The sequence below is a fragment of the Rhodopseudomonas palustris genome, assembly GCF_003226555.1.
Classification (GTDB): domain Bacteria; phylum Pseudomonadota; class Alphaproteobacteria; order Rhizobiales; family Xanthobacteraceae; genus Rhodopseudomonas; species Rhodopseudomonas palustris_I.
Genome location: NZ_QKQS01000025.1, coordinates 22,672 through 39,502 on the forward strand (window position 1 = coordinate 22,672; position 16,831 = coordinate 39,502).

General features: G+C 65.8%; 16 protein-coding genes and 1 pseudogene. 4 read left to right on the plus strand and 13 right to left on the minus strand.

The genetic code is table 11. The features are described from left to right. Window positions 1-6: 6 nt before the first annotated feature. On the plus strand, window positions 7-1,125 hold the full coding sequence (locus DNX69_RS20200) for an FUSC family protein (protein WP_110787798.1): 1,119 nt from the start codon (window positions 7-9) through the stop codon (window positions 1,123-1,125). Between the two features lie 83 nt (window positions 1,126-1,208). After that, window positions 1,209-1,499, plus strand: a complete 291-nt coding sequence (locus DNX69_RS20205; RefSeq protein WP_110787799.1) for a hypothetical protein — start codon at window positions 1,209-1,211, stop codon at window positions 1,497-1,499. Window positions 1,500-1,656: 157 nt separating this feature from the next. Here DNX69_RS20205 and recJ read toward each other — a convergent pair whose 3' ends face one another. The 8 genes and pseudogenes from recJ to DNX69_RS26860 all read right to left on the minus strand — a co-directional run. Further along, on the minus strand, window positions 1,657-3,498 hold the full coding sequence (gene recJ / locus DNX69_RS20215; RefSeq protein WP_110787800.1) for a single-stranded-DNA-specific exonuclease RecJ: 1,842 nt from the start codon (window positions 3,496-3,498) through the stop codon (window positions 1,657-1,659). 215 nt (window positions 3,499-3,713) lie between these two features. Then, complete coding sequence (locus DNX69_RS20220) at window positions 3,714-4,442, minus strand: haloacid dehalogenase type II (RefSeq protein WP_110787801.1); 729 nt, start codon at window positions 4,440-4,442, stop codon at window positions 3,714-3,716. Window positions 4,443-4,546: 104 nt separating this feature from the next. Beyond that, window positions 4,547-4,990, minus strand: a complete 444-nt coding sequence (locus DNX69_RS20225) for a GNAT family N-acetyltransferase (protein ID WP_110787802.1) — start codon at window positions 4,988-4,990, stop codon at window positions 4,547-4,549. A 15-nt stretch (window positions 4,991-5,005) separates the two neighbouring features. Beyond that, window positions 5,006-6,010 (minus strand): class II fructose-bisphosphatase, encoded by a 1,005-nt coding sequence (gene glpX / locus DNX69_RS20230; RefSeq protein ID WP_110787803.1) that lies wholly within the window; start codon window positions 6,008-6,010, stop codon window positions 5,006-5,008. A gap of 62 nt (window positions 6,011-6,072) precedes the next feature. Next, a complete protein-coding gene (locus tag DNX69_RS20235) occupies window positions 6,073-7,398 on the minus strand; it encodes a homoserine dehydrogenase (protein WP_110787804.1) in 1,326 nt (441 codons plus the stop codon). Between the two features lie 77 nt (window positions 7,399-7,475). After that, entirely contained in the window at window positions 7,476-8,696 is a 1,221-nt protein-coding gene (locus DNX69_RS20240; protein WP_110787805.1) for an LL-diaminopimelate aminotransferase, read from the minus strand. Between the two features lie 184 nt (window positions 8,697-8,880). Then, on the minus strand, window positions 8,881-9,108 hold the full coding sequence (locus DNX69_RS20245; RefSeq protein ID WP_234827031.1) for a hypothetical protein: 228 nt from the start codon (window positions 9,106-9,108) through the stop codon (window positions 8,881-8,883). A 6-nt stretch (window positions 9,109-9,114) separates the two neighbouring features. Next, window positions 9,115-9,240: pseudogene (locus tag DNX69_RS26860) on the minus strand (hypothetical protein); the annotation flags it as partial. Between the two features lie 270 nt (window positions 9,241-9,510). Here DNX69_RS26860 and DNX69_RS20250 point away from each other — a divergent pair. Continuing rightward, window positions 9,511-11,316, plus strand: a complete 1,806-nt coding sequence (locus tag DNX69_RS20250; protein WP_110787806.1) for a PHA/PHB synthase family protein — start codon at window positions 9,511-9,513, stop codon at window positions 11,314-11,316. Window positions 11,317-11,357: 41 nt separating this feature from the next. On the opposite strand, the gene DNX69_RS20255 is transcribed toward DNX69_RS20250, so the two are convergent. The 4 genes from DNX69_RS20255 to DNX69_RS20270 form a co-directional block, all read right to left on the minus strand. After that, window positions 11,358-12,635, minus strand: coding sequence for an amidase (locus DNX69_RS20255; RefSeq protein WP_110787807.1), 1,278 nt, complete (start codon window positions 12,633-12,635; stop codon window positions 11,358-11,360). A 74-nt stretch (window positions 12,636-12,709) separates the two neighbouring features. Beyond that, window positions 12,710-13,648 (minus strand): ABC transporter substrate-binding protein, encoded by a 939-nt coding sequence (locus DNX69_RS20260; protein ID WP_234827032.1) that lies wholly within the window; start codon window positions 13,646-13,648, stop codon window positions 12,710-12,712. Between the two features lie 93 nt (window positions 13,649-13,741). Next, entirely contained in the window at window positions 13,742-14,620 is an 879-nt protein-coding gene (locus DNX69_RS20265) for an ABC transporter permease (RefSeq protein ID WP_110787809.1), read from the minus strand. Beyond that, window positions 14,620-15,408 (minus strand): ABC transporter ATP-binding protein, encoded by a 789-nt coding sequence (locus DNX69_RS20270; RefSeq protein WP_110787810.1) that lies wholly within the window; start codon window positions 15,406-15,408, stop codon window positions 14,620-14,622. The genes DNX69_RS20265 and DNX69_RS20270 overlap by 1 nt, the downstream gene beginning before the upstream one ends. Window positions 15,409-15,706: 298 nt before the next feature. On the opposite strand from DNX69_RS20270, the gene DNX69_RS20275 reads away from it, so the two are divergent. Then, window positions 15,707-16,405, plus strand: coding sequence for a GntR family transcriptional regulator (locus DNX69_RS20275; RefSeq protein ID WP_110787811.1), 699 nt, complete (start codon window positions 15,707-15,709; stop codon window positions 16,403-16,405). 31 nt (window positions 16,406-16,436) lie between these two features. On the opposite strand, the gene DNX69_RS20280 is transcribed toward DNX69_RS20275, so the two are convergent. Next, a complete protein-coding gene (locus DNX69_RS20280; protein WP_110787812.1) occupies window positions 16,437-16,799 on the minus strand; it encodes a hypothetical protein in 363 nt (120 codons plus the stop codon). Window positions 16,800-16,831 lie beyond the last annotated feature (32 nt).

Here is a 16,831-nt window from a genome sequence, read left to right on the forward strand (position 1 = left end):
TGTTCGATGCTTCAACATCACTGGACGTGGCACCGGATCAAGGCGCTGGCGCAGGAGGAGTGGCGCGAGCTCGTCACCTTCAATCCGAGCGACCGGCCGTGGCAGATGCCGTTCTCGGCGGCGCTGGCTGCGGGCGTGCCGATGCTGATCGGTGCGTATTTCGACCATCTCGACTACGGCCTGATCTCGTCGCTCGGCGGCATGGCGTTTCTGTACCTGCCGCGCACACCGTTGCACCATCGTATGGTGTCGATGATGGCGGCCGGCTTCGGCTATGCCGCCTGCTACACGCTCGGGCTGATCGTTCATCTGCTACCCTGGCTGCTGGTGCCGGCGCTCACCTTCACGGCGATCCTGGTGACGATGCTGTGCCGGTTCTATCGGGTCGGCCCGCCCGGCAGCATGTTCTTCGTGATGGCCGCCGCGATCGCCGCCTATACGCCGGGCGATCTGATGCAGGTGCCGCTGAAGGCGGGGCTGTTCGTGCTCGGCAGCCTGCTCGCCACGCTGATCGCGATGGTCTACTCGGTGGTGGTGCTGCGGATCCGCGATCCGCTGCCGGTGCCGCCGCTGGCGACCGACGATTTCGAGCACGTCGTGCTCGACGCGGTGGTGATCGGCGTGTTCGTCGGCGGTGCGCTGGCGCTGGCCCAGGCGCTACAGCTCGAGCGGCCGTATTGGGTGCCGGTGAGCTGTCTCGCGGTGATCCAGGGCCTGTCGGTCCGCGCGGTCTGGAACCGGCACCTGCACCGGCTGCTCGGCACGGTGATCGGACTCGGCCTCGCCGCCGTTCTGCTGGCGCTGCCGTTGGAGAAATGGAGCATCGCGTTCGCGGTGATCGCGCTGAGCTTCATCATCGAGACCGCGGTGATCCGGCACTACGGGTTTGCGGTGATCTTCATCACCCCGCTCACCATCTTCCTCGCCGATGCCGCCACGCTCGGCCAGGAGCCGGTGCACCAGATCATCGAGGCGCGGTTCATCGATACCGTGATCGGCTGCGTGGTCGGCCTGATCGGCGGCGTCTGCCTGCACAATGCAGCGTTCCGCAAGGCAGCGGCCGGCTTGATCCGCCGGCTGATCCCGGCCTATCTGATCCCCGCCAAACACGACCGGGGCGATTGACCGAAAGTCAGGGTTTTGCCTCGGCCGAGCCGTGGAATAATACCCTTCCGCCCCTTCTTCAGGATGTATCGCCGGATTGAGCCATGACCGACGTGCGCCCGCAGGCCGAAACCTTCCAAGCTCCGCTGGACGAAATCGTCTGGAACACCACCTTCCGCCGCGGCTTTGCCGAGGCCCGCTCCGGTCGCACGCCGCGCTACGACGACGAGGTGATGTTCCAGGATGGCCTGGCCTGGGTGTACGAATGGGGCCGCCAGTTCGCCATCCTCGCCCCGCCCGATCTCCCCCTGGTGCTGCCGGACGAAGGCGCGCTGAATCCGAAGGCGGTCGAGCTGTTTCGCGAACTGGTGATGCAGGGCGAGATTTGTACTTAGCTTCGAGCATCCCGCTCATCTGAATGCAACTCACGTCATGGCCGGGCTCGACCCGGCCATCCATCACTCTTGGAAGATGGATCGCCGGATCAAGTCCGGCGATGACGGCCATGACTAATTCGGCTTTCTGATCCCGAGGCCGCCTCAAGCGTACTCGTCACCTGATCATCGCCGGCCCGGCATCTGGCACAGCGACATCGATGACGCGAAGCTGCACGCGTTCGGCGCCCTGCCAACGGTCGACGCTGAGGCTGCCGGCGACATGAAGAACCTGCCCGCGGTTCTCGCTCAATGCGTTACCGAGCTTCTGGCCGACGCTGCGGAAGGCGATGCCGTTGACGGTCGCGCCGTCGCCCGCCTTGAAGCGCAGCCGCAGATGCGACTGGCCGACCTCGGCGGCATAGACCAGCTGATGCGCTGGCAGCGCCACGATCGGCTCCGGATTGCCGGCTCCGAACGGCCCGGCACGGTTCAGCGTCGCCGCCAGCTCTGTCGTGACGCCGCGCGCCGACACCGCACCGTCGACGTATAGTTCGTTGACGTGGCGCGATTTGGCGACGTCGTCCGCAAGCGTCGTTTCCAGCCAGGCGCGGAATTCGGCGAGCCGCTCTTTCCGTAGCGTCACGCCGGCCGCCATGGCGTGGCCGCCGCCCTTCAGCAGCAGGCCGTCGTGCACCGCTTGACGTACCGCCTTGCCGAGATCGACGCCGGAGATCGAACGGCCCGAGCCGGTGCCGATGCCGCCGGGCTCCAGCGCGATCGCGAATGAGGGCCGTCCGAACTTCTCTTTCAGCCGCGAGGCGACCAGCCCGACCACGCCAGGATGCCAGCCTTCCGACGCGGTAACGATCACCGCGCCCTTATCCTCGAGCCCGAGCGACGCCAGCGCTTCGGCTTCCGCCTGGGCCTCGGCCTTCTGTTCGATCTCGCGGCGCTCACTGTTGAGGCGGTCGAGTTCGGCGGCGATGCGGGCGGCTTCGGAGACGTCGGATTCGAGCAGCAGCCGGACGCCGAGATCGGCGCGACCGATGCGGCCGCCGGCATTGATCCGCGGCCCGAGCATGAAGCCGAGATGCCACGCCTCCGGCGGGCCGTTGAGACGGGCGACATCCATCAGCGCGGTATGGCCGACATGGTCGCGCCGCCGCATCGCGATCAGGCCCTTGGCGACGAAGGCACGGTTCAGCCCGATCAGCGGCGCGACGTCGGCGACGGTGCCCAGCGCGACGTGATGCAGCATGTCCAGAAGATTCGGCTCGGGCCGCTCGGTGCTCCAGAACCCGCGATGCCGCAGCTCGCGGTTGACCGCGACCAGCGTCATCAGCACCAGACCGACCGCGGCGAGATGGCCGAGCCCGGACAGATCGTCCGGGCGGTTCGGATTGATCAGCGCGTCGACCTCGGGCAGTTCGTCTCCGCACTGGTGATGATCGATCACCACCACGCTCATCCCGAGCCGCCGTGCTTCAGCCAGCGGCTCGAGGCTGGTGGTGCCGCAGTCGACGGTGATCAGCAGCGTCGCGCCCTTGCCAGCGAGCATGCGGATCGCGTCGATATTCGGGCCGTAGCCTTCGAAGATGCGATCCGGAATGTGGATCAGAGGATCGAGCCCGCAGTGGCGCAGATGCCAGGCGAGCAGCGCCGAGGAGGTCGCGCCGTCGACGTCGTAATCGCCGAAGATCGCCACCTGCTCGCCGCGCACCGCGGCGTCGGCGATCCGCTTGGCGCCGGCTTCCATCTGGGTCAGCGATGCCGGATCGGGCATCAGCTTGCGGATGGTCGGATCGAGGAAGTCCTCGACCTGGTCGATCTCCACGCCCCGCCCGGCCAGCACCCGAGCCAGCATCTCGGGCAAAGAAAAGCGCTGCACCATCGCCTGCGCTTTGGCAGTGGCACGCGCGTCGAGCCGGTCGCGCCACGCCTTGCCGGTGGCCGAGCGGGTCACGCCGAGAAACGCCGGCACGGTTTCGGGCGGTAATACGGATACGGGAGGCGTCATGGTCCGCGCAGATAAGCACGAAGCGCGGACGGCGCAAACCGAGGCGGCGCGCCCTATGGCTTTCCGCTCAGAACCGGCACGGTGTCGTCATCCTGAGGCGCGAGCGAAGCGAGCCTCGAAGGATGCGGCGGCGACCAACTTGTGGCTCATCCTTCGAGGCCGCCGCTGCGCGGCGGCGCCTCAGGATGACGGCGTGCTGTGTGGCGGATTTGCCTTTAACACCCCAGCCGATCGGCCACTCCGTTGAGATCCTTTGCCACCACGGTCCAGTCGCCCGTGGCATCGAAGTCGAGCGTCTGCAGCGGTCCGTATTCGGTCGGGCGCGGGATGAAGGCCGTCTTCAGGCCGAGCGCTTGCGCGGCGGCGAGGTCGTTGTTGTGGGCGGCGACCATCATCACCTGCTCGGGCGGCAAATTGAGCAGGCGCGCGGCGCCGAGATAGGTCTGGGGATCCGGCTTGTAATGTCCGAACACGTCACCGCCGAGGATCAGGTCCCACGGCAACCCGGCATTCTTCGCCATCCGCGTCAGCAGCCCGACGTTGCCGTTGGACAGCGGGCTGATGATGAACTTCGACTTCAGCCGGGTCAGCCCGGAGATCACGTCCGGCCACGGCTTCAGCCGATGCCAGCCGGTGGTGATGTAGGTCAGGTCATCGTCGCCGAGATTGTCGAACCCGAACTGCGGTGCGAGCTGCTCCAGCGAGCGGCGGTGCAGATCATCGAGCTTGATGAAGCCGCGCGACGGGTTCTTCCGCACCTCGTCCATCGACGGCACGTAGGCCTGCCGCCACGCATCGACCAGCCCGGTCCAGTCGCCGCCGATGCCACGTGTCGCCGACCATGCGGTGAAGTCCTCGATCAGGCTGGTGCGCCAATCGACCACGGTGCCGAACACGTCGAAGATCAGGGCTTGCACGTTTGTCGGTTCGGCTCTTCCGGCCATCGTTGTCCTCCCTTGCTACGTATTCAGTCGTCGCTGCCTGCTTGTTCTTCTCTCGCCCTCTCGTGTCATTCCGAACGCGCGAAGCGCGAACCCGGAATGACGAGCTAAAACACCTTCCGATACTGCATGAAGCCGGAATCCTCGGCAATGCGGTCGTACAGCAGACGCGCGGTGGCGTTGCCGGTCTGGGTCAGCCAATGCACGCGGCTGCAGCCGTCGGCCTTGGCGCGTGCATACACCGCCTCGATCAGCTTGCGGCCGAGGCCGAGTCCACGCGCGGTGTCGACGACGAACAGATCCTGCAGATAGCAGTAATCACCGGCCGTCCAGCACGACCGGTGATAGATGAACTGCACGATGCCGGTGAGTTTGCCGTCGACATAGGCACCGAGCAGATGCATCGGCTCGGCGGGATCGTGAAACCGCGCCCAGGTGACGTCGGAGGTGCCGGGCGCGAGGGTCGCTTTGTAGAACTCCAGGTAGCCGGCCCACAGCGGCTCCCAGGCGGCCCGTTCGTCGGGGCCGACGGGACGGATCTCGACGGCCATCCGACGTCTCCGTGCTTAATCGAGGTGGAACTTTTCGAACTGGCGGTGATCCGCCTTGATGTAGCGCACCGTGCCGGTGACCGAGCGCATCACCACGGTCTCGGTCTGGATCACGTCCTTGCGGAACTTGACGCCGGACAGCAGCGAACCGTCGGTGACGCCGGTGGCGGCGAACAGGCAGTCGCCCTTCACCATGTCCTCGATCTGGTACACGAAGTTCGGATCCTCGATGCCCATCGACTCGGCGCGGTTGCGCTTGGAATGGGTGTCGAGCAGCAGCCGGCACTGCATCTGACCGCCGATGCAGCGCAGCGCCGCTGCGGCCAGCACGCCTTCCGGCGCACCGCCGGTGCCCATGTAGATGTCGACGCCGGTGTTGTCCGGATCGGCGCAGTGGATCACGCCGGCGACGTCGCCGTCGGTGATCAGCTGGACGCCGGCGCCGGTGGCGCGGATCTTGGCGATCAGTTCGGCGTGGCGGGGCCGGTCGAGCACCAGCACGGTGATGTCGTGCACCGACACGTCCTTGGCATTCGCCAGGCGGCGAATGTTGTCTTCCGGCGGCGCATCGATGTCGATCAGGTTCTTCTCGTAGCCCGGGCCGATCGCGATCTTCTGCATGTAGACGTCGGGCGCGTGCAGCAGCGTGCCGCCTTCGGCCATCGCCATGGTGGCGATCGAGCCCGGCATGTTCTTGGCGCACAGCGTGGTGCCTTCGAGCGGGTCGACCGCGATGTCGACCTTCGGACCGGCGTCGATGCCGGCGCCGACCTTCTCACCGATAAACAGCATCGGCGCTTCGTCGCGTTCGCCCTCGCCGATCACGATGGTGCCCTCGATCGGCATCTTGTTGAGTTCCCGACGCATCGCGTCCACCGCGGCCTGGTCGGCGCCCTTCTCGTTGCCGTGGCCGCGCAGCCGCGCAGCCGACACCGCGGCACGCTCGGTCACGCGCACGATCTCCAGGGTCAGGATGCGCTCCAGCAGCAATTGCGGCGGAACGGAAATGGTGGTCGACATCGGCCCAGCTCCTCAAAACAGCGCCCCCGCGCTTGCGGCGGGGGCTGTACGAATGGTCGAACTCAGTTCTTCTCGATCCGGATCACCTGTGGCCGGCCGCTGATCACCTTGTCGCGCTGCACAGCCTGCAGCGCGCGGCGCACCGCGTCTTCGGCGGTGGCGTAAGTAATCAGGATCACCGGCACCGGAATCGACGATTTGGTCGCCTTGCCGTTGGCATCGACGCTGCGGTGCGGATGCCGCTGCACGATCGACTCGATCGAGATGTCCTGCTCGGCAAGCCGCTGGGCGATGGTCGCAGCGGTGCCGGCGTGATCGCGCGCCAACAGCCGCAAGTAATAGCCGCCTTCGTGGCGCTGCATCGGCGCCTTGGCGGTCGCCTTCAGCCCGGCCACCGGCCGACCGAACGGCACAGCGCAAATGCCGCGGGCAACGTCGGCGATATCGGCCACGACCGCCGATGCGGTCGCTGCGGCACCGGCACCGGCGCCGACCAGGGTGATCGGAGGAATGCCGTCGCCGTCGATCGACACCGCATTGGTGACGCCCATCACCTGGGCGATCGACGACGTCTTCGGCACCATGGTCGGATGCACGCGCTGCTCGATGCCCTTGGCGGTGCGGACCGCAACGCCGAGCAGCTTGACGCGGTAGCCGAGATCATCGGCCGCGCGGAGGTCTTCCGGCGTGATCGAGCGGATGCCTTCGACGTAAACCGAGCTCTCCGACACCTTGGTGCCGAACGCCAGGCTGGCCAGGATCGCGAGCTTCTGCGCGGTGTCATGGCCGTCGATATCGAAGGTCGGATCGGCTTCGGCGTAGCCGAGCCGCTGGGCATCGGCGAGGCAGTCGTCGAACGACAGCCCCTCCTGCTCCATCCGGGTCAGGATGTAGTTACAGGTGCCGTTGAGGATGCCGTAGATCCGGTCGATGTCGGTGCCGGCGAGGCCTTCGCGCAGCGTCTTGATCACCGGGATCGCGGCGCCGACGGCGGCTTCGTAGTTCAGCGCCGCATTGTGCTTCTCGGCGAGCGAAGCGAGCTTGAGGCCGTGTTTGGCGATCAACGCCTTGTTGGCGGTAACGACCGATTTGCCAGCGGCCAGCGCCGCTTCGATCGCCGGGCCGGCCGGATCGCCGGCGCCGCCGATCAGCTCGACGAAGCAGTCGACCTCGGGATCGGTGGCGATCGCCAGCGGGCTCTTGGCCCATTTGATGCCGGAGAGATCGAGCCCGCGCTTCTTCGCCTTGGAGCGCGCGGTCACCGCGACCACGCGCACGGGACGGCCGCAGCGCGCGGACAAGGTCCGCTCCTGCCGTTCGATGACGCGGACGACTTCGGCACCCACGGTGCCGAGACCCGCAATACCCACTCTGAGTGGCGCGACCATGACGCGCTGACCTGCTGCCGGAACCGGCTTTTCTTGGGGAAAGACCCGGAGGCCGGCGGGCGGCCTCCAATGACGGCCTATCGCTGAACGGCGAGAGGCACGACGTTGTGCAACGTTTCGACGCCGCTTTCAAGGAAGCGTCGGACGCCGCGTGCCGCCTGGCGGATACGCTGCTCGTTTTCCACCATCGCGATGCGGACGAAACCCTCGCCGTGCTCGCCGAAGCCGACGCCCGGCGACACCACGACGCCGCACTTCTCCACCATCAAGGTGGCGAACTGCATGCTGCCGATCTCGCGGAAGGCCGGCGGCAGCGGCGCCCAGGCGAACATCGAGGCGGACGGCGGCGGGATCTCCCAGCCGGCGCGGCCGAAGCTCTCGACCAGGATGTCGCGGCGTTTCTTGTAGGTCTCGCGCATCTCCTTGATGCAGTCGTCCGGGCCGTTGAGCGCTGCCGTGGCGGCGACCTGCACCGGCGTGAACGCACCGTAATCGAGATACGACTTCACCCGCGCCAGCGCGGCGATAATGCGCTCGTTGCCGACCGCAAAGCCCATCCGCCAGCCGGCCATCGAGAACGTCTTCGACATCGAGGTGAACTCGACCGTGACGTCCATCGCGCCCGGCACCTGCAGCACCGACGGCGGCGGATTGGCGTCGTCGAAATAGACTTCCGCATAGGCCAGATCCGACAGGATCATGATCTCGTGCTTCTTCGCGAACGCCACCAGATCCTTGTAGAAATCGAGGCTGGCCACATAGGCGGTCGGGTTCGACGGGTAGCAGGCGATCAGCGCGATCGGCTTGGGGATCGAATGGATGATCGCCCGCTCGGCCGAGGCGAAGAAATCCGGGGTCGGCTCGGAGGGCACGGAGCGGACCACGCCGCCCGCCATCAGAAAGCCGAACGCATGGATCGGATAGCTCGGGTTCGGACAGAGCACGACGTCGCCGGGCGCGGTGATCGCCTGGGCGACGTTGGCGAAGCCTTCCTTGGAGCCGAGGGTCGCCACCACCTGGGTGTCGGGATTCAGCTTCACGCCGAAGCGGCGGTCGTAATAGGCGGCCTGGGCCTTACGCAGGCCGGTGATACCGCGGGAGGCGGAATAGCGATCGGTGCGCGGCTTGCCGAGCGTGTCCTTGAGCTTGTCCAGGACGTGCTGCGGCGCCGGGAGGTCCGGATTGCCCATCCCGAGATCGATGATGTCGGCTCCGGCGTTCCGCGCGGCGGCCTTGGCCCGATTGACCTGCTCGAACACGTAAGGCGGCAAGCGGCGGATGCGGTAGAATTCTTCCATGGTCCTCGACTCCGGGTAACGGTGGGATCGTTACCGCGTTCTTGATCGGAGGGGAATCCGATTAACGTGCAGCAACGCCCTGATTCGATCGAATTTACGGCTGTATGCGGCAAGGCTGACATGCAGCCCGCTCGCGATCGTCACCTGCCCCGGCGGCGGGTGGTCAATGGCGGCGTCGGTCCGGCTACTTCGACGCCGCCGTTCTGGCGGCCGCGGTAGCGGTCGGCGGCGTCGCGCTGGCATTTGCATTCGCCTGGCGTTCGCGGGCTGCGATCAATTCCTGCTCGATCTTGTTGCGCTCAGATGGCGCCAACACCGCCTCGTCGCGATTGGCCGGCAGGTCGTTCACGGCCGGAAAAGCATCGGCTTGCTTAGGCTTGGCCGGGGTCTCGCTGCTGCCGAGCAACGGCATGTCCGACAGCGAAACCGAGCAGCCGCCGAGCGCGCAGCCGACGAGGACCAGCGCGACCGCAACAGCAGTCCGCCTGCCGGGTCCCGTCCGTCCACCCTTGCCTGCCACTCGCTTCACCTTGCTTGCCTGCACCCGGCCCCGCCTTCTCGATCATCGCCGCCCGCAACAATCGTCGCACTCGAGAATTAAACCTTAACTCATTCCGTCTCGAACCGGCCAGCACCGAACGACGACATTAACCGACCCGGCCACTTCAGTGGGGTGTCAATGTGGCTAAATCAAGCGCAATTTGTCGCACTGCAGCACATCGAAATCAGCGACGTTGACCGAACTATGCCATCATCCGGTGGCCGCGACGACAAATCTCAGTGGAATTCCCGTACCGGACTGTAGTGTTGCTTCATGACCGACAAGCTCGCTGAACCCCAGGCTACCCCGAAGTTCGATCCTGATGCGTTCGCCCGCAATCTGACGCAGGCGATGGAGAGCGGCAGTCAGGCCTTGGCGACGATGATGAAGTCGCAGAACGGCGCCGCGTCGCCGGACGGTCATCCGCCGCCTGGTCTGACCGAGATGGTCCGCAGCTTGTCCACCGTTGCCAACTACTGGCTGTCCGACCAGGCCCGTTCCAAAGAGCTGCAGCAGCGGCTCGGCAAGTCCTATCTGGAGCTCTGGGGCGCGGCCTCCAAGCGCCTCGCCGGCGAACAGGCCGAACCGGCGATCGCCCCCTCGCCGCGCGACAAGCGGTTCGCCTCGCCGGAATGGAAGGCCAATGCGTTCTACGATTTCCTGATGCAGGCCTATCTGCTGACCACACAGTGGGCAGACGAACTGGTGAAGAACGCGGAGATCGACCCACACACCAAGCGCAAGGCTGCGTTCTACGCCCAGCAGCTCACCACCGCGCTGGCGCCGTCCAATTTCGTGATGACCAATCCGGAGCTGACGCGTCAAACGCTGGAGGCCAGCGGCGACAATCTGGTGCGCGGCATGAAAATGCTGGCCGACGACATCCAGTCCGGCCGCGGTCACCTGAAGATCCGCCAATCCGACCCGGCCGGGCTCGAGGTTGGCGTCAACATGGCGGTGACCCCGGGCAAGGTGATCTTCCAGAACGAGATCATGCAGCTGATCCAGTACGCGCCCGCCACCGAGACGGTGCAGCGCACCCCGCTGCTGATCGTGCCGCCGTGGATCAACAAGTACTACATTCTCGACCTGAAACCCGAGAAGTCGTTTATCAAATGGTGCGTCGACCAGGGCCTCACGGTGTTCGTGATCTCCTGGGTCAATCCGGACAAGAGCCTCGCCGACAAGGATTTCGCCGACTACATGAAGCTCGGCCCGCTGACCGCGATGGACGTGGTCGAGAAGGTCACCGGCGAGATGAAGGTGCACACGCTGGGTTACTGCGTCGGCGGCACCCTGCTTGCCTCGACGCTGGCCTGGCTCGCCGAACGCCGCCGGGTGCGGGTCACCTCGGCGACCTTCCTGACCACGCAGGTCGACTTCACCCATGCCGGCGACCTGATGGTGTTCGTCGACGAGGAGCAGATTTCGGCGGTCGAACGCGAAATGAAAGTCACCGGCGTGCTCGAAGGCGCCAAGATGGCGATGGCCTTCAACATGCTGCGGCCGAACGACCTGATCTGGTCCTACGTCGTCAACAATTACCTGAAGGGCCAGCCGCCGCAGGCGTTCGACCTGCTGCACTGGAATTCCGACGCCACACGGATGCCGGCGGCGAACCACTCCTACTACCTCCGCAACTGCTATCTCGACAACAAGCTGTCGGCCGGCACCATGGTGCTGGACAACACCACGCTCGATCTCACCAAGGTCAAGGTGCCGATCTACAACCTCGCCACCCGTGAAGACCACATCGCGCCGGCGGAGTCGGTGCTGTACGGCTCGCAGTTCTTCGGCGGCCCGGTGAAGTTCGTGCTGTCCGGCTCCGGCCACATCGCCGGCGTGATCAATCCGCCGGCGGCGAACAAGTACCAATTCTGGACCAACCCCGACATCTTCGCTGGCTCGGTCGCCAACTGGCTCAGCGGCGCCGAGGAGCACAAGGGCTCGTGGTGGCCGGACTGGCGCGGCTGGGTCGGCCAGTTCGACGACGAGCAGGTCCCCGCCCGCGCCATCGGCAACGAAGCCTACCCGCCGCTCGAAGACGCGCCGGGCAGCTACGTCAAGGTGCGATCCTAACCGTCGCGCGGCGGCAAAGCAGCAGCCGCGCGTCGATCGAGTCAGTTCGCGAGTTGCGCTTCGACCACCCGCGCGGTGCGCAGCAGCTTGGCGTCCTCGCCAAAGCCGCCGATCACCTGCAGGCCGAGCGGCAGGCCGCGCGCCGATCGGCCGATCGGCATCGTCAGCGCCGGCACGCCCAGCATCGTCCACAGCGCGCAGAAGCTGGCATCACCGGTGTACGTCAGTCCTTCCGGAGCCTCCCCTGGCGCCGGCACCGTCAGGATGCCGTCGAGGCCGCTCAGATGCTGCGGCAGTTCCTGCTGCAGCGACGCCTGCAACTGACGGGCCCAGATGTAGCGCGGCGCGCTGATCGCATTGCCGGCCGCCACCAGCTCCTTGAGCTGCGGGCTGGTCAGCTCGGGATATTGGGTCACCAGCGCATCGAAGATCGCGGCCGCCTCCGCCGCCAGGATGATTTCGGCGGCTTCGAAGCCCTGCCAATAGCGTTCGGGAAGCGCCAGCGGCTCGACGCTGGCGCCCGCGCGCCGAAGCTTTTCCAGCGCCGCCTCGAACGCCTGGTTCTGCTCGGCGCTGACCCGATCCCAGATCGGCGGCCGCACCATACCGAGGCGGAGCGACGACATCGCCGGAAGGACATCACCCTCGACCGCCTGCGCCGCCACCGCGGCGTCGGCCCCGTCCGCCAGCAGGCCGAACGCGAACGCCGCGTCCGCGACCGACCGGGTCAGGAAGCCGACGTGATCGAGCGACTGCGCCAGCGGGTGGACGCCGTCGCGCACGATCGCACCGAAGCTCGGCTTGAAGCCGACCACTCCGCAATAGGCGGCGGGCCGCACGATCGAGCCGACCGTCTGCGTACCAAGAGCGAGCGGCACAATCCCGGCCGCCACCGCAGCCGCCGAGCCGCTCGACGAGCCGCCCGGCGTGTGCTGCGGGTTGTGGGGATTCACCGTTGGCCCAGGGCTGCGCCAGGCAAATTCGGTGCTCACCGTTTTGCCGAACACGATGCCGCCGAGCTGTTTGATCCGCGCGACGATCGGAGCGTCCTGATCCGGGACGTGATCGGCGTAGACCCGCGACCCGTTGGTGGTCGGGATGCCGGCGGTGGCGATGATATCCTTGACGCCGATCGGGATGCTGGCCAGCGGCCCCTCGCCGCCTGTGATCTGATCGGCCGGCGGCCGATAGCAGAACGCCTTCAGCCACGGCTCGGCCTCGTCGGCGCGCTGGGTGCAGGTTGCAAGATAGTCGACAGAGCTGAGCGTTCCTTCTCGGAACGCGCGATGGACTGCGAGCAGTCCCAACGGATACGACATGATGGAGATAGTCCTCGGCGCGGCACGGGAAGACAACGCCGGCGATCTCTCCGATCGCCGGCGTTTCGGCTTGATTACTTCAGCGCGAGCGCCGGTTTGACGTAGTCCTGGATGACGAAATCCTCGTACTTCGGCGCCTGCTTCAGATTGCCGAGCGCGATCTGGGTCTGCATCGCGGTCTCGAACGCCTGCTGGGTCGTCTGCACACTGCTCGGATAGACGTTTTCAGCCATCATTCGCCGCACCGCCGCCTCGACGATCTTGGGATCGAGCGTCGGGAATTCCTTCTGGGCGATTGCGACCGTCTCATCCGGATTGTTCTTCATGAAGCGCAGCGCCAGCTCCATCGCGTTGACGACCGCCTGCGCATCCTTGGGATCGACGCCCTTGCGTGCGGTGATCGACGAGAACGCATACGGGCCGTAGGCTTTCGGGAAGCCGATCACCACCTTCATGCCCTTGGCCACCACCTGATCGAGGCCGGGCTCGTACAGCACCGCGAGCTTGGCCTGACCGCCGAGGAACGGGCCCGGCTCGGAGCCGATCTGCACCTGCAGCAGATCGACGTCGGAGTCCGGCTTCATGCCATTGTCCTTCAAGAGCTTCATGAACAGCGAAGTGCTGGTGGTCGGCATCAGGCCGGAGACGACTTTCTGGCCCTTGACGTCCTTGAGCGTCTCGTACTTGAAGTCCGGCGTCGCCGCGACCCACACCGCAGCGCCGTTCACGACGTTGCAGATGATGGCGACGTCGGCGCCGTTCGAATTGGCGATCGCGGTCCACTCCGGGCCGTGGATCGAGAACGCGGCACTGCCGGACAGCACGGCGGACAGCGCCGTGGTCGGCGAGCCGGCGGTTTCCTTGTCGACGTCGAGGCCCTGCTGCTTGAAGAAGCCCTTGTCCAGCGCGACATAGAACGGCAGGTAGAGCATGGATTGAAAGGCCTGCGAGATCTTCACCTGCTTGGCCATCGCGGCAGTTGGCACCGCCGTCGAGATCACGAGCGACGCCACGACCGTGGCTGCACCGACGAGTCTTCCGATCGAACGCATAGGTTTCGGCTCCGAGGTTGAGTGAACAGGATGGTGGTAGTTGGTGCGGCCGCGCTAGGCCTGGATCCGGACGTGTCCGGCGTCCTGTTTCCAAGGCAGCAGGTAGCGCTCCAGCGCATCGATCCCGTGGTAGAGCACGAAGCCCATGAACATCAGGACGAACAGGCCGACCCAGACCGAGTTGAGGTCGTAAAGGCTCGATGCGTTGTAGACGAGATGGCCGAGGCCACGTTTGGACGAGATGAACTCTCCGACCACCGCGCCGACCAGCGCGAAGCCGATGTTGATCCGGAAGGTGGCGATGATCGCCGGTAGCGACGACGGAACCACCACGCTGTAGAAGATCTGGTGCTTGGAGCCGCCCATCGACAGCATCAGCGACTGCAGGTCCTTGTCGCTGTCCTTGGCGGCCTGATACGCCGCGATCAGCGCCACCAGGGCCGTCATCGACACCACCAACACGACCTTCGACAATAGCCCGGTGCCGAACCACAGCAGGATCACCGGAGCCAGCGCGATCTTCGGAACGCTGTTCAGCGCCACGATGAACGGCTCGACCATTCGTGCGACGAAGATCGAATACCACATCGCCAATCCGAGAACTGATCCGACGATCGTGCCGACGACGAAGCCGATCAGCGCTTCGTACAGGGTGTAACCGCTGTCGACGAACAGCGAGCCGTCGAGCAATTGGGCTTCGAACCGCAACCAGATTCCTGACGGCTTGCCGACCAGGAATTCGGAGATCCAGCCCATCCGGACGCCGAACTCCCACAGCAGGAAGAACGCCACCACGGCGAGCGCCTGCAGCGCGGTGCGGCCGACATGCGTATCGAGCGCAACGATCAGACGCTGCGTGGCGCTGGTCTTTTCGAGATCGGTTCGGACGGCGGTGCCGCCGGCGCGGGATGCGATTTCTGTGGCGCTGCTCATCAGTTGGACTTCACTTTTCGGGTTTGAATGTCGAGCTCGCCGCAGAGCATGTGGAAATACTCCGAGAAGCGGTGATCGCTGCGCGCCTCGACCGGTCCGGCGCGCTCGATATCGATGTGGTGGACGTTCTTGACCCGGGTCGGCCGGCCGCTCAGCGCCACCACGCGCTTGGACAGCGCCACCGCCTCGTCGACGTCGTGGGTGATCAGGATGACGGTCTTGTGGAAGGTTTCGACCGCCTCCATCAGCACGCCTTCGAGATATAGCCGCGTCTGATAGTCGAGCGCGGAGAACGGCTCGTCGAGCAGCAGAATGTCGGGGTCCATGATCAGCGTGCGGATCAGCGCCACGCGCTGGCGCATGCCGCCCGACAGTGTCTTCGGATAGGCCTTCTCGAAGCCGGACAGGCCGAACGTCGACAGATACTCGCGCGCGGTGTCGAGCGCTTCGGCGTCGGCAAAGCCGCGCACCCGCAGGCCGAGCAGCACGTTCTCCAGCACCGTCCGCCAGGGAAACAGCAGATCCTTCTGCATCATATAGCCGATGCGGCCGCGCAGGCTGCTGACCGGCTCGCCACGATAGATCAGGCTGCCGCTGTCGGCGTTGAGCAATCCGGCGATCACGTTGAAGATCGTCGTCTTGCCGCACCCGCTCGGCCCGATGATGCTGACGAAATCGCGCTCGTAGATATCGAAAGACAGTCCGTCGAGAACCGGCACGGCACCGCCCTTTCCGGGAAACACCTTGCGGACGTCTCGAACGCTGAGTTGGATCTGCGGCTCTGCCATGGATTTGCTCCTTTGCGAATGCTTAGCAAAGGCCATGCCAGCACTCCGACCAAAGTCGCAGAAGCATCAGTTTCCGTTGTGCCACAGCGATTAGCGCGCCGTCGCCCGCCCTCGCCTCGATCGCCGCCGCTGCGCGCCGGGGTCCGCCGGCGGCTGTAATGCATTGTGCATAATGCACAGCAATGCGGCAGCGATCCCAAACCGAACTGTGATATTGCGGGATTGAACGGCGGCTGCGCGACAACCTGGATGAGCAGCCGGGGGCGCGACGAGCCGAGGGCAATCAGGGGAGTGAACGATGCGGAGACCTGGACAGCCCACGACGGTCCGCCAGCATGTCCTGCTCGATCTGCGGACCAAAATTCTGCAGGGGCGCTACCCGGCCGGAACGCGGCTGCGCCAGGAGGAGATCGCGCGCCAGCTCGAGGTCAGCACCACGCCGGTGCGCGAAGCGTTTCGAGACTTGCTGTCCGAAGGGCTGATCTCGCTCGACGCCCGGCGCGGCGCCGTGGTGCGCGGGCTGACGTTGGACGACGTCCAGGAAATCTATCAGATGCGGATCCGGCTGGAGCCGCTGTTGGCCGCCCGCACCTTCGATCGCATCACCGAAGACGATCTGGCGCGGGCGGAGATCTGCTATCGCAAGATGTGCGGCAAGGTGTCGGCGCAGAGCTGGGCCGGCCTCAACGAGGAGTTTCATGCCGCCCTGACCGGCAACACCACCAGCGGCCGGCTCGGCGGCGTGGTCTACAATCTGGCCCACGCGGCCTCGCCTTATGTGGTGCTGTCGCTGTTCGCCGATCCCGACATCCGCGACATGAATAATCGTGACCACGCCGAGCTGCTGGCGCTGTATCGAAATCGCGATCGCGATGGCGTGGTGGCGACCACCGAACGCCATCTGGCGCAGACGCTGCGGCTGATCGAACAGGAGGCGCAATTGAAGGCCGCGCCTGTGCCGACCGACGACGACGAAATTCTCTCTGCCGCCCGCTGACGCCGGCGCCGGCGGCCAACGTGCGGGTGCGCTACGTCCCCGACACCCAGGCCAGCAGCAGCGCGAAGCCGGCGAGCCCGACAGTGACGTGCGTGCCGAGCAGGACGTTGGCGCCGACCGGCGATCGCCGCGCCAGCGCGGCGATGAAGCCTGAGAACGCCGACACCGCGAACAGACCGGCTGCGATCTTGCCGAAAGACACGCTGTCCGTCGTCGTGGCGCCATCCGGCGTGCCGTGCAGCAGCATCACCAGGGTCTCGAGCCCGCCGAAGCCGAGCAGCAAATGCAGCGCCACCAGCCCCTGCTTGCGCTCGCCGCGCAGATAGAGCAGCCCGAGATACAGCCCCAACGCCGTCGCCGCGCTGAGGATCACCAGCACAGGAGCCACCGTCATTCCGCCTCCGAAGCCGTTTGAATGGAACGGAG

Coding starts and splice junctions, on each gene's coding strand:
- DNX69_RS20200 (WP_110787798.1), top strand. CDS start 7: ATGCTTCAACATCACTGGACGTGGCACCGGATCAAGGCGCTGGCGCAG.
- DNX69_RS20205 (WP_110787799.1), top strand. CDS start 1,209: ATGACCGACGTGCGCCCGCAGGCCGAAACCTTCCAAGCTCCGCTGGAC.
- recJ (WP_110787800.1), bottom strand. CDS start 3,498: ATGACGCCTCCCGTATCCGTATTACCGCCCGAAACCGTGCCGGCGTTT.
- DNX69_RS20220 (WP_110787801.1), bottom strand. CDS start 4,442: ATGGCCGGAAGAGCCGAACCGACAAACGTGCAAGCCCTGATCTTCGAC.
- DNX69_RS20225 (WP_110787802.1), bottom strand. CDS start 4,990: ATGGCCGTCGAGATCCGTCCCGTCGGCCCCGACGAACGGGCCGCCTGG.
- glpX (WP_110787803.1), bottom strand. CDS start 6,010: ATGTCGACCACCATTTCCGTTCCGCCGCAATTGCTGCTGGAGCGCATC.
- DNX69_RS20235 (WP_110787804.1), bottom strand. CDS start 7,398: ATGGTCGCGCCACTCAGAGTGGGTATTGCGGGTCTCGGCACCGTGGGT.
- DNX69_RS20240 (WP_110787805.1), bottom strand. CDS start 8,696: ATGGAAGAATTCTACCGCATCCGCCGCTTGCCGCCTTACGTGTTCGAG.
- DNX69_RS20245 (WP_234827031.1), bottom strand. CDS start 9,108: ATGCCGTTGCTCGGCAGCAGCGAGACCCCGGCCAAGCCTAAGCAAGCC.
- DNX69_RS20250 (WP_110787806.1), top strand. CDS start 9,511: ATGACCGACAAGCTCGCTGAACCCCAGGCTACCCCGAAGTTCGATCCT.
- DNX69_RS20255 (WP_110787807.1), bottom strand. CDS start 12,635: ATGTCGTATCCGTTGGGACTGCTCGCAGTCCATCGCGCGTTCCGAGAA.
- DNX69_RS20265 (WP_110787809.1), bottom strand. CDS start 14,620: ATGAGCAGCGCCACAGAAATCGCATCCCGCGCCGGCGGCACCGCCGTC.
- DNX69_RS20270 (WP_110787810.1), bottom strand. CDS start 15,408: ATGGCAGAGCCGCAGATCCAACTCAGCGTTCGAGACGTCCGCAAGGTG.
- DNX69_RS20275 (WP_110787811.1), top strand. CDS start 15,707: ATGCGGAGACCTGGACAGCCCACGACGGTCCGCCAGCATGTCCTGCTC.
- DNX69_RS20280 (WP_110787812.1), bottom strand. CDS start 16,799: ATGACGGTGGCTCCTGTGCTGGTGATCCTCAGCGCGGCGACGGCGTTG.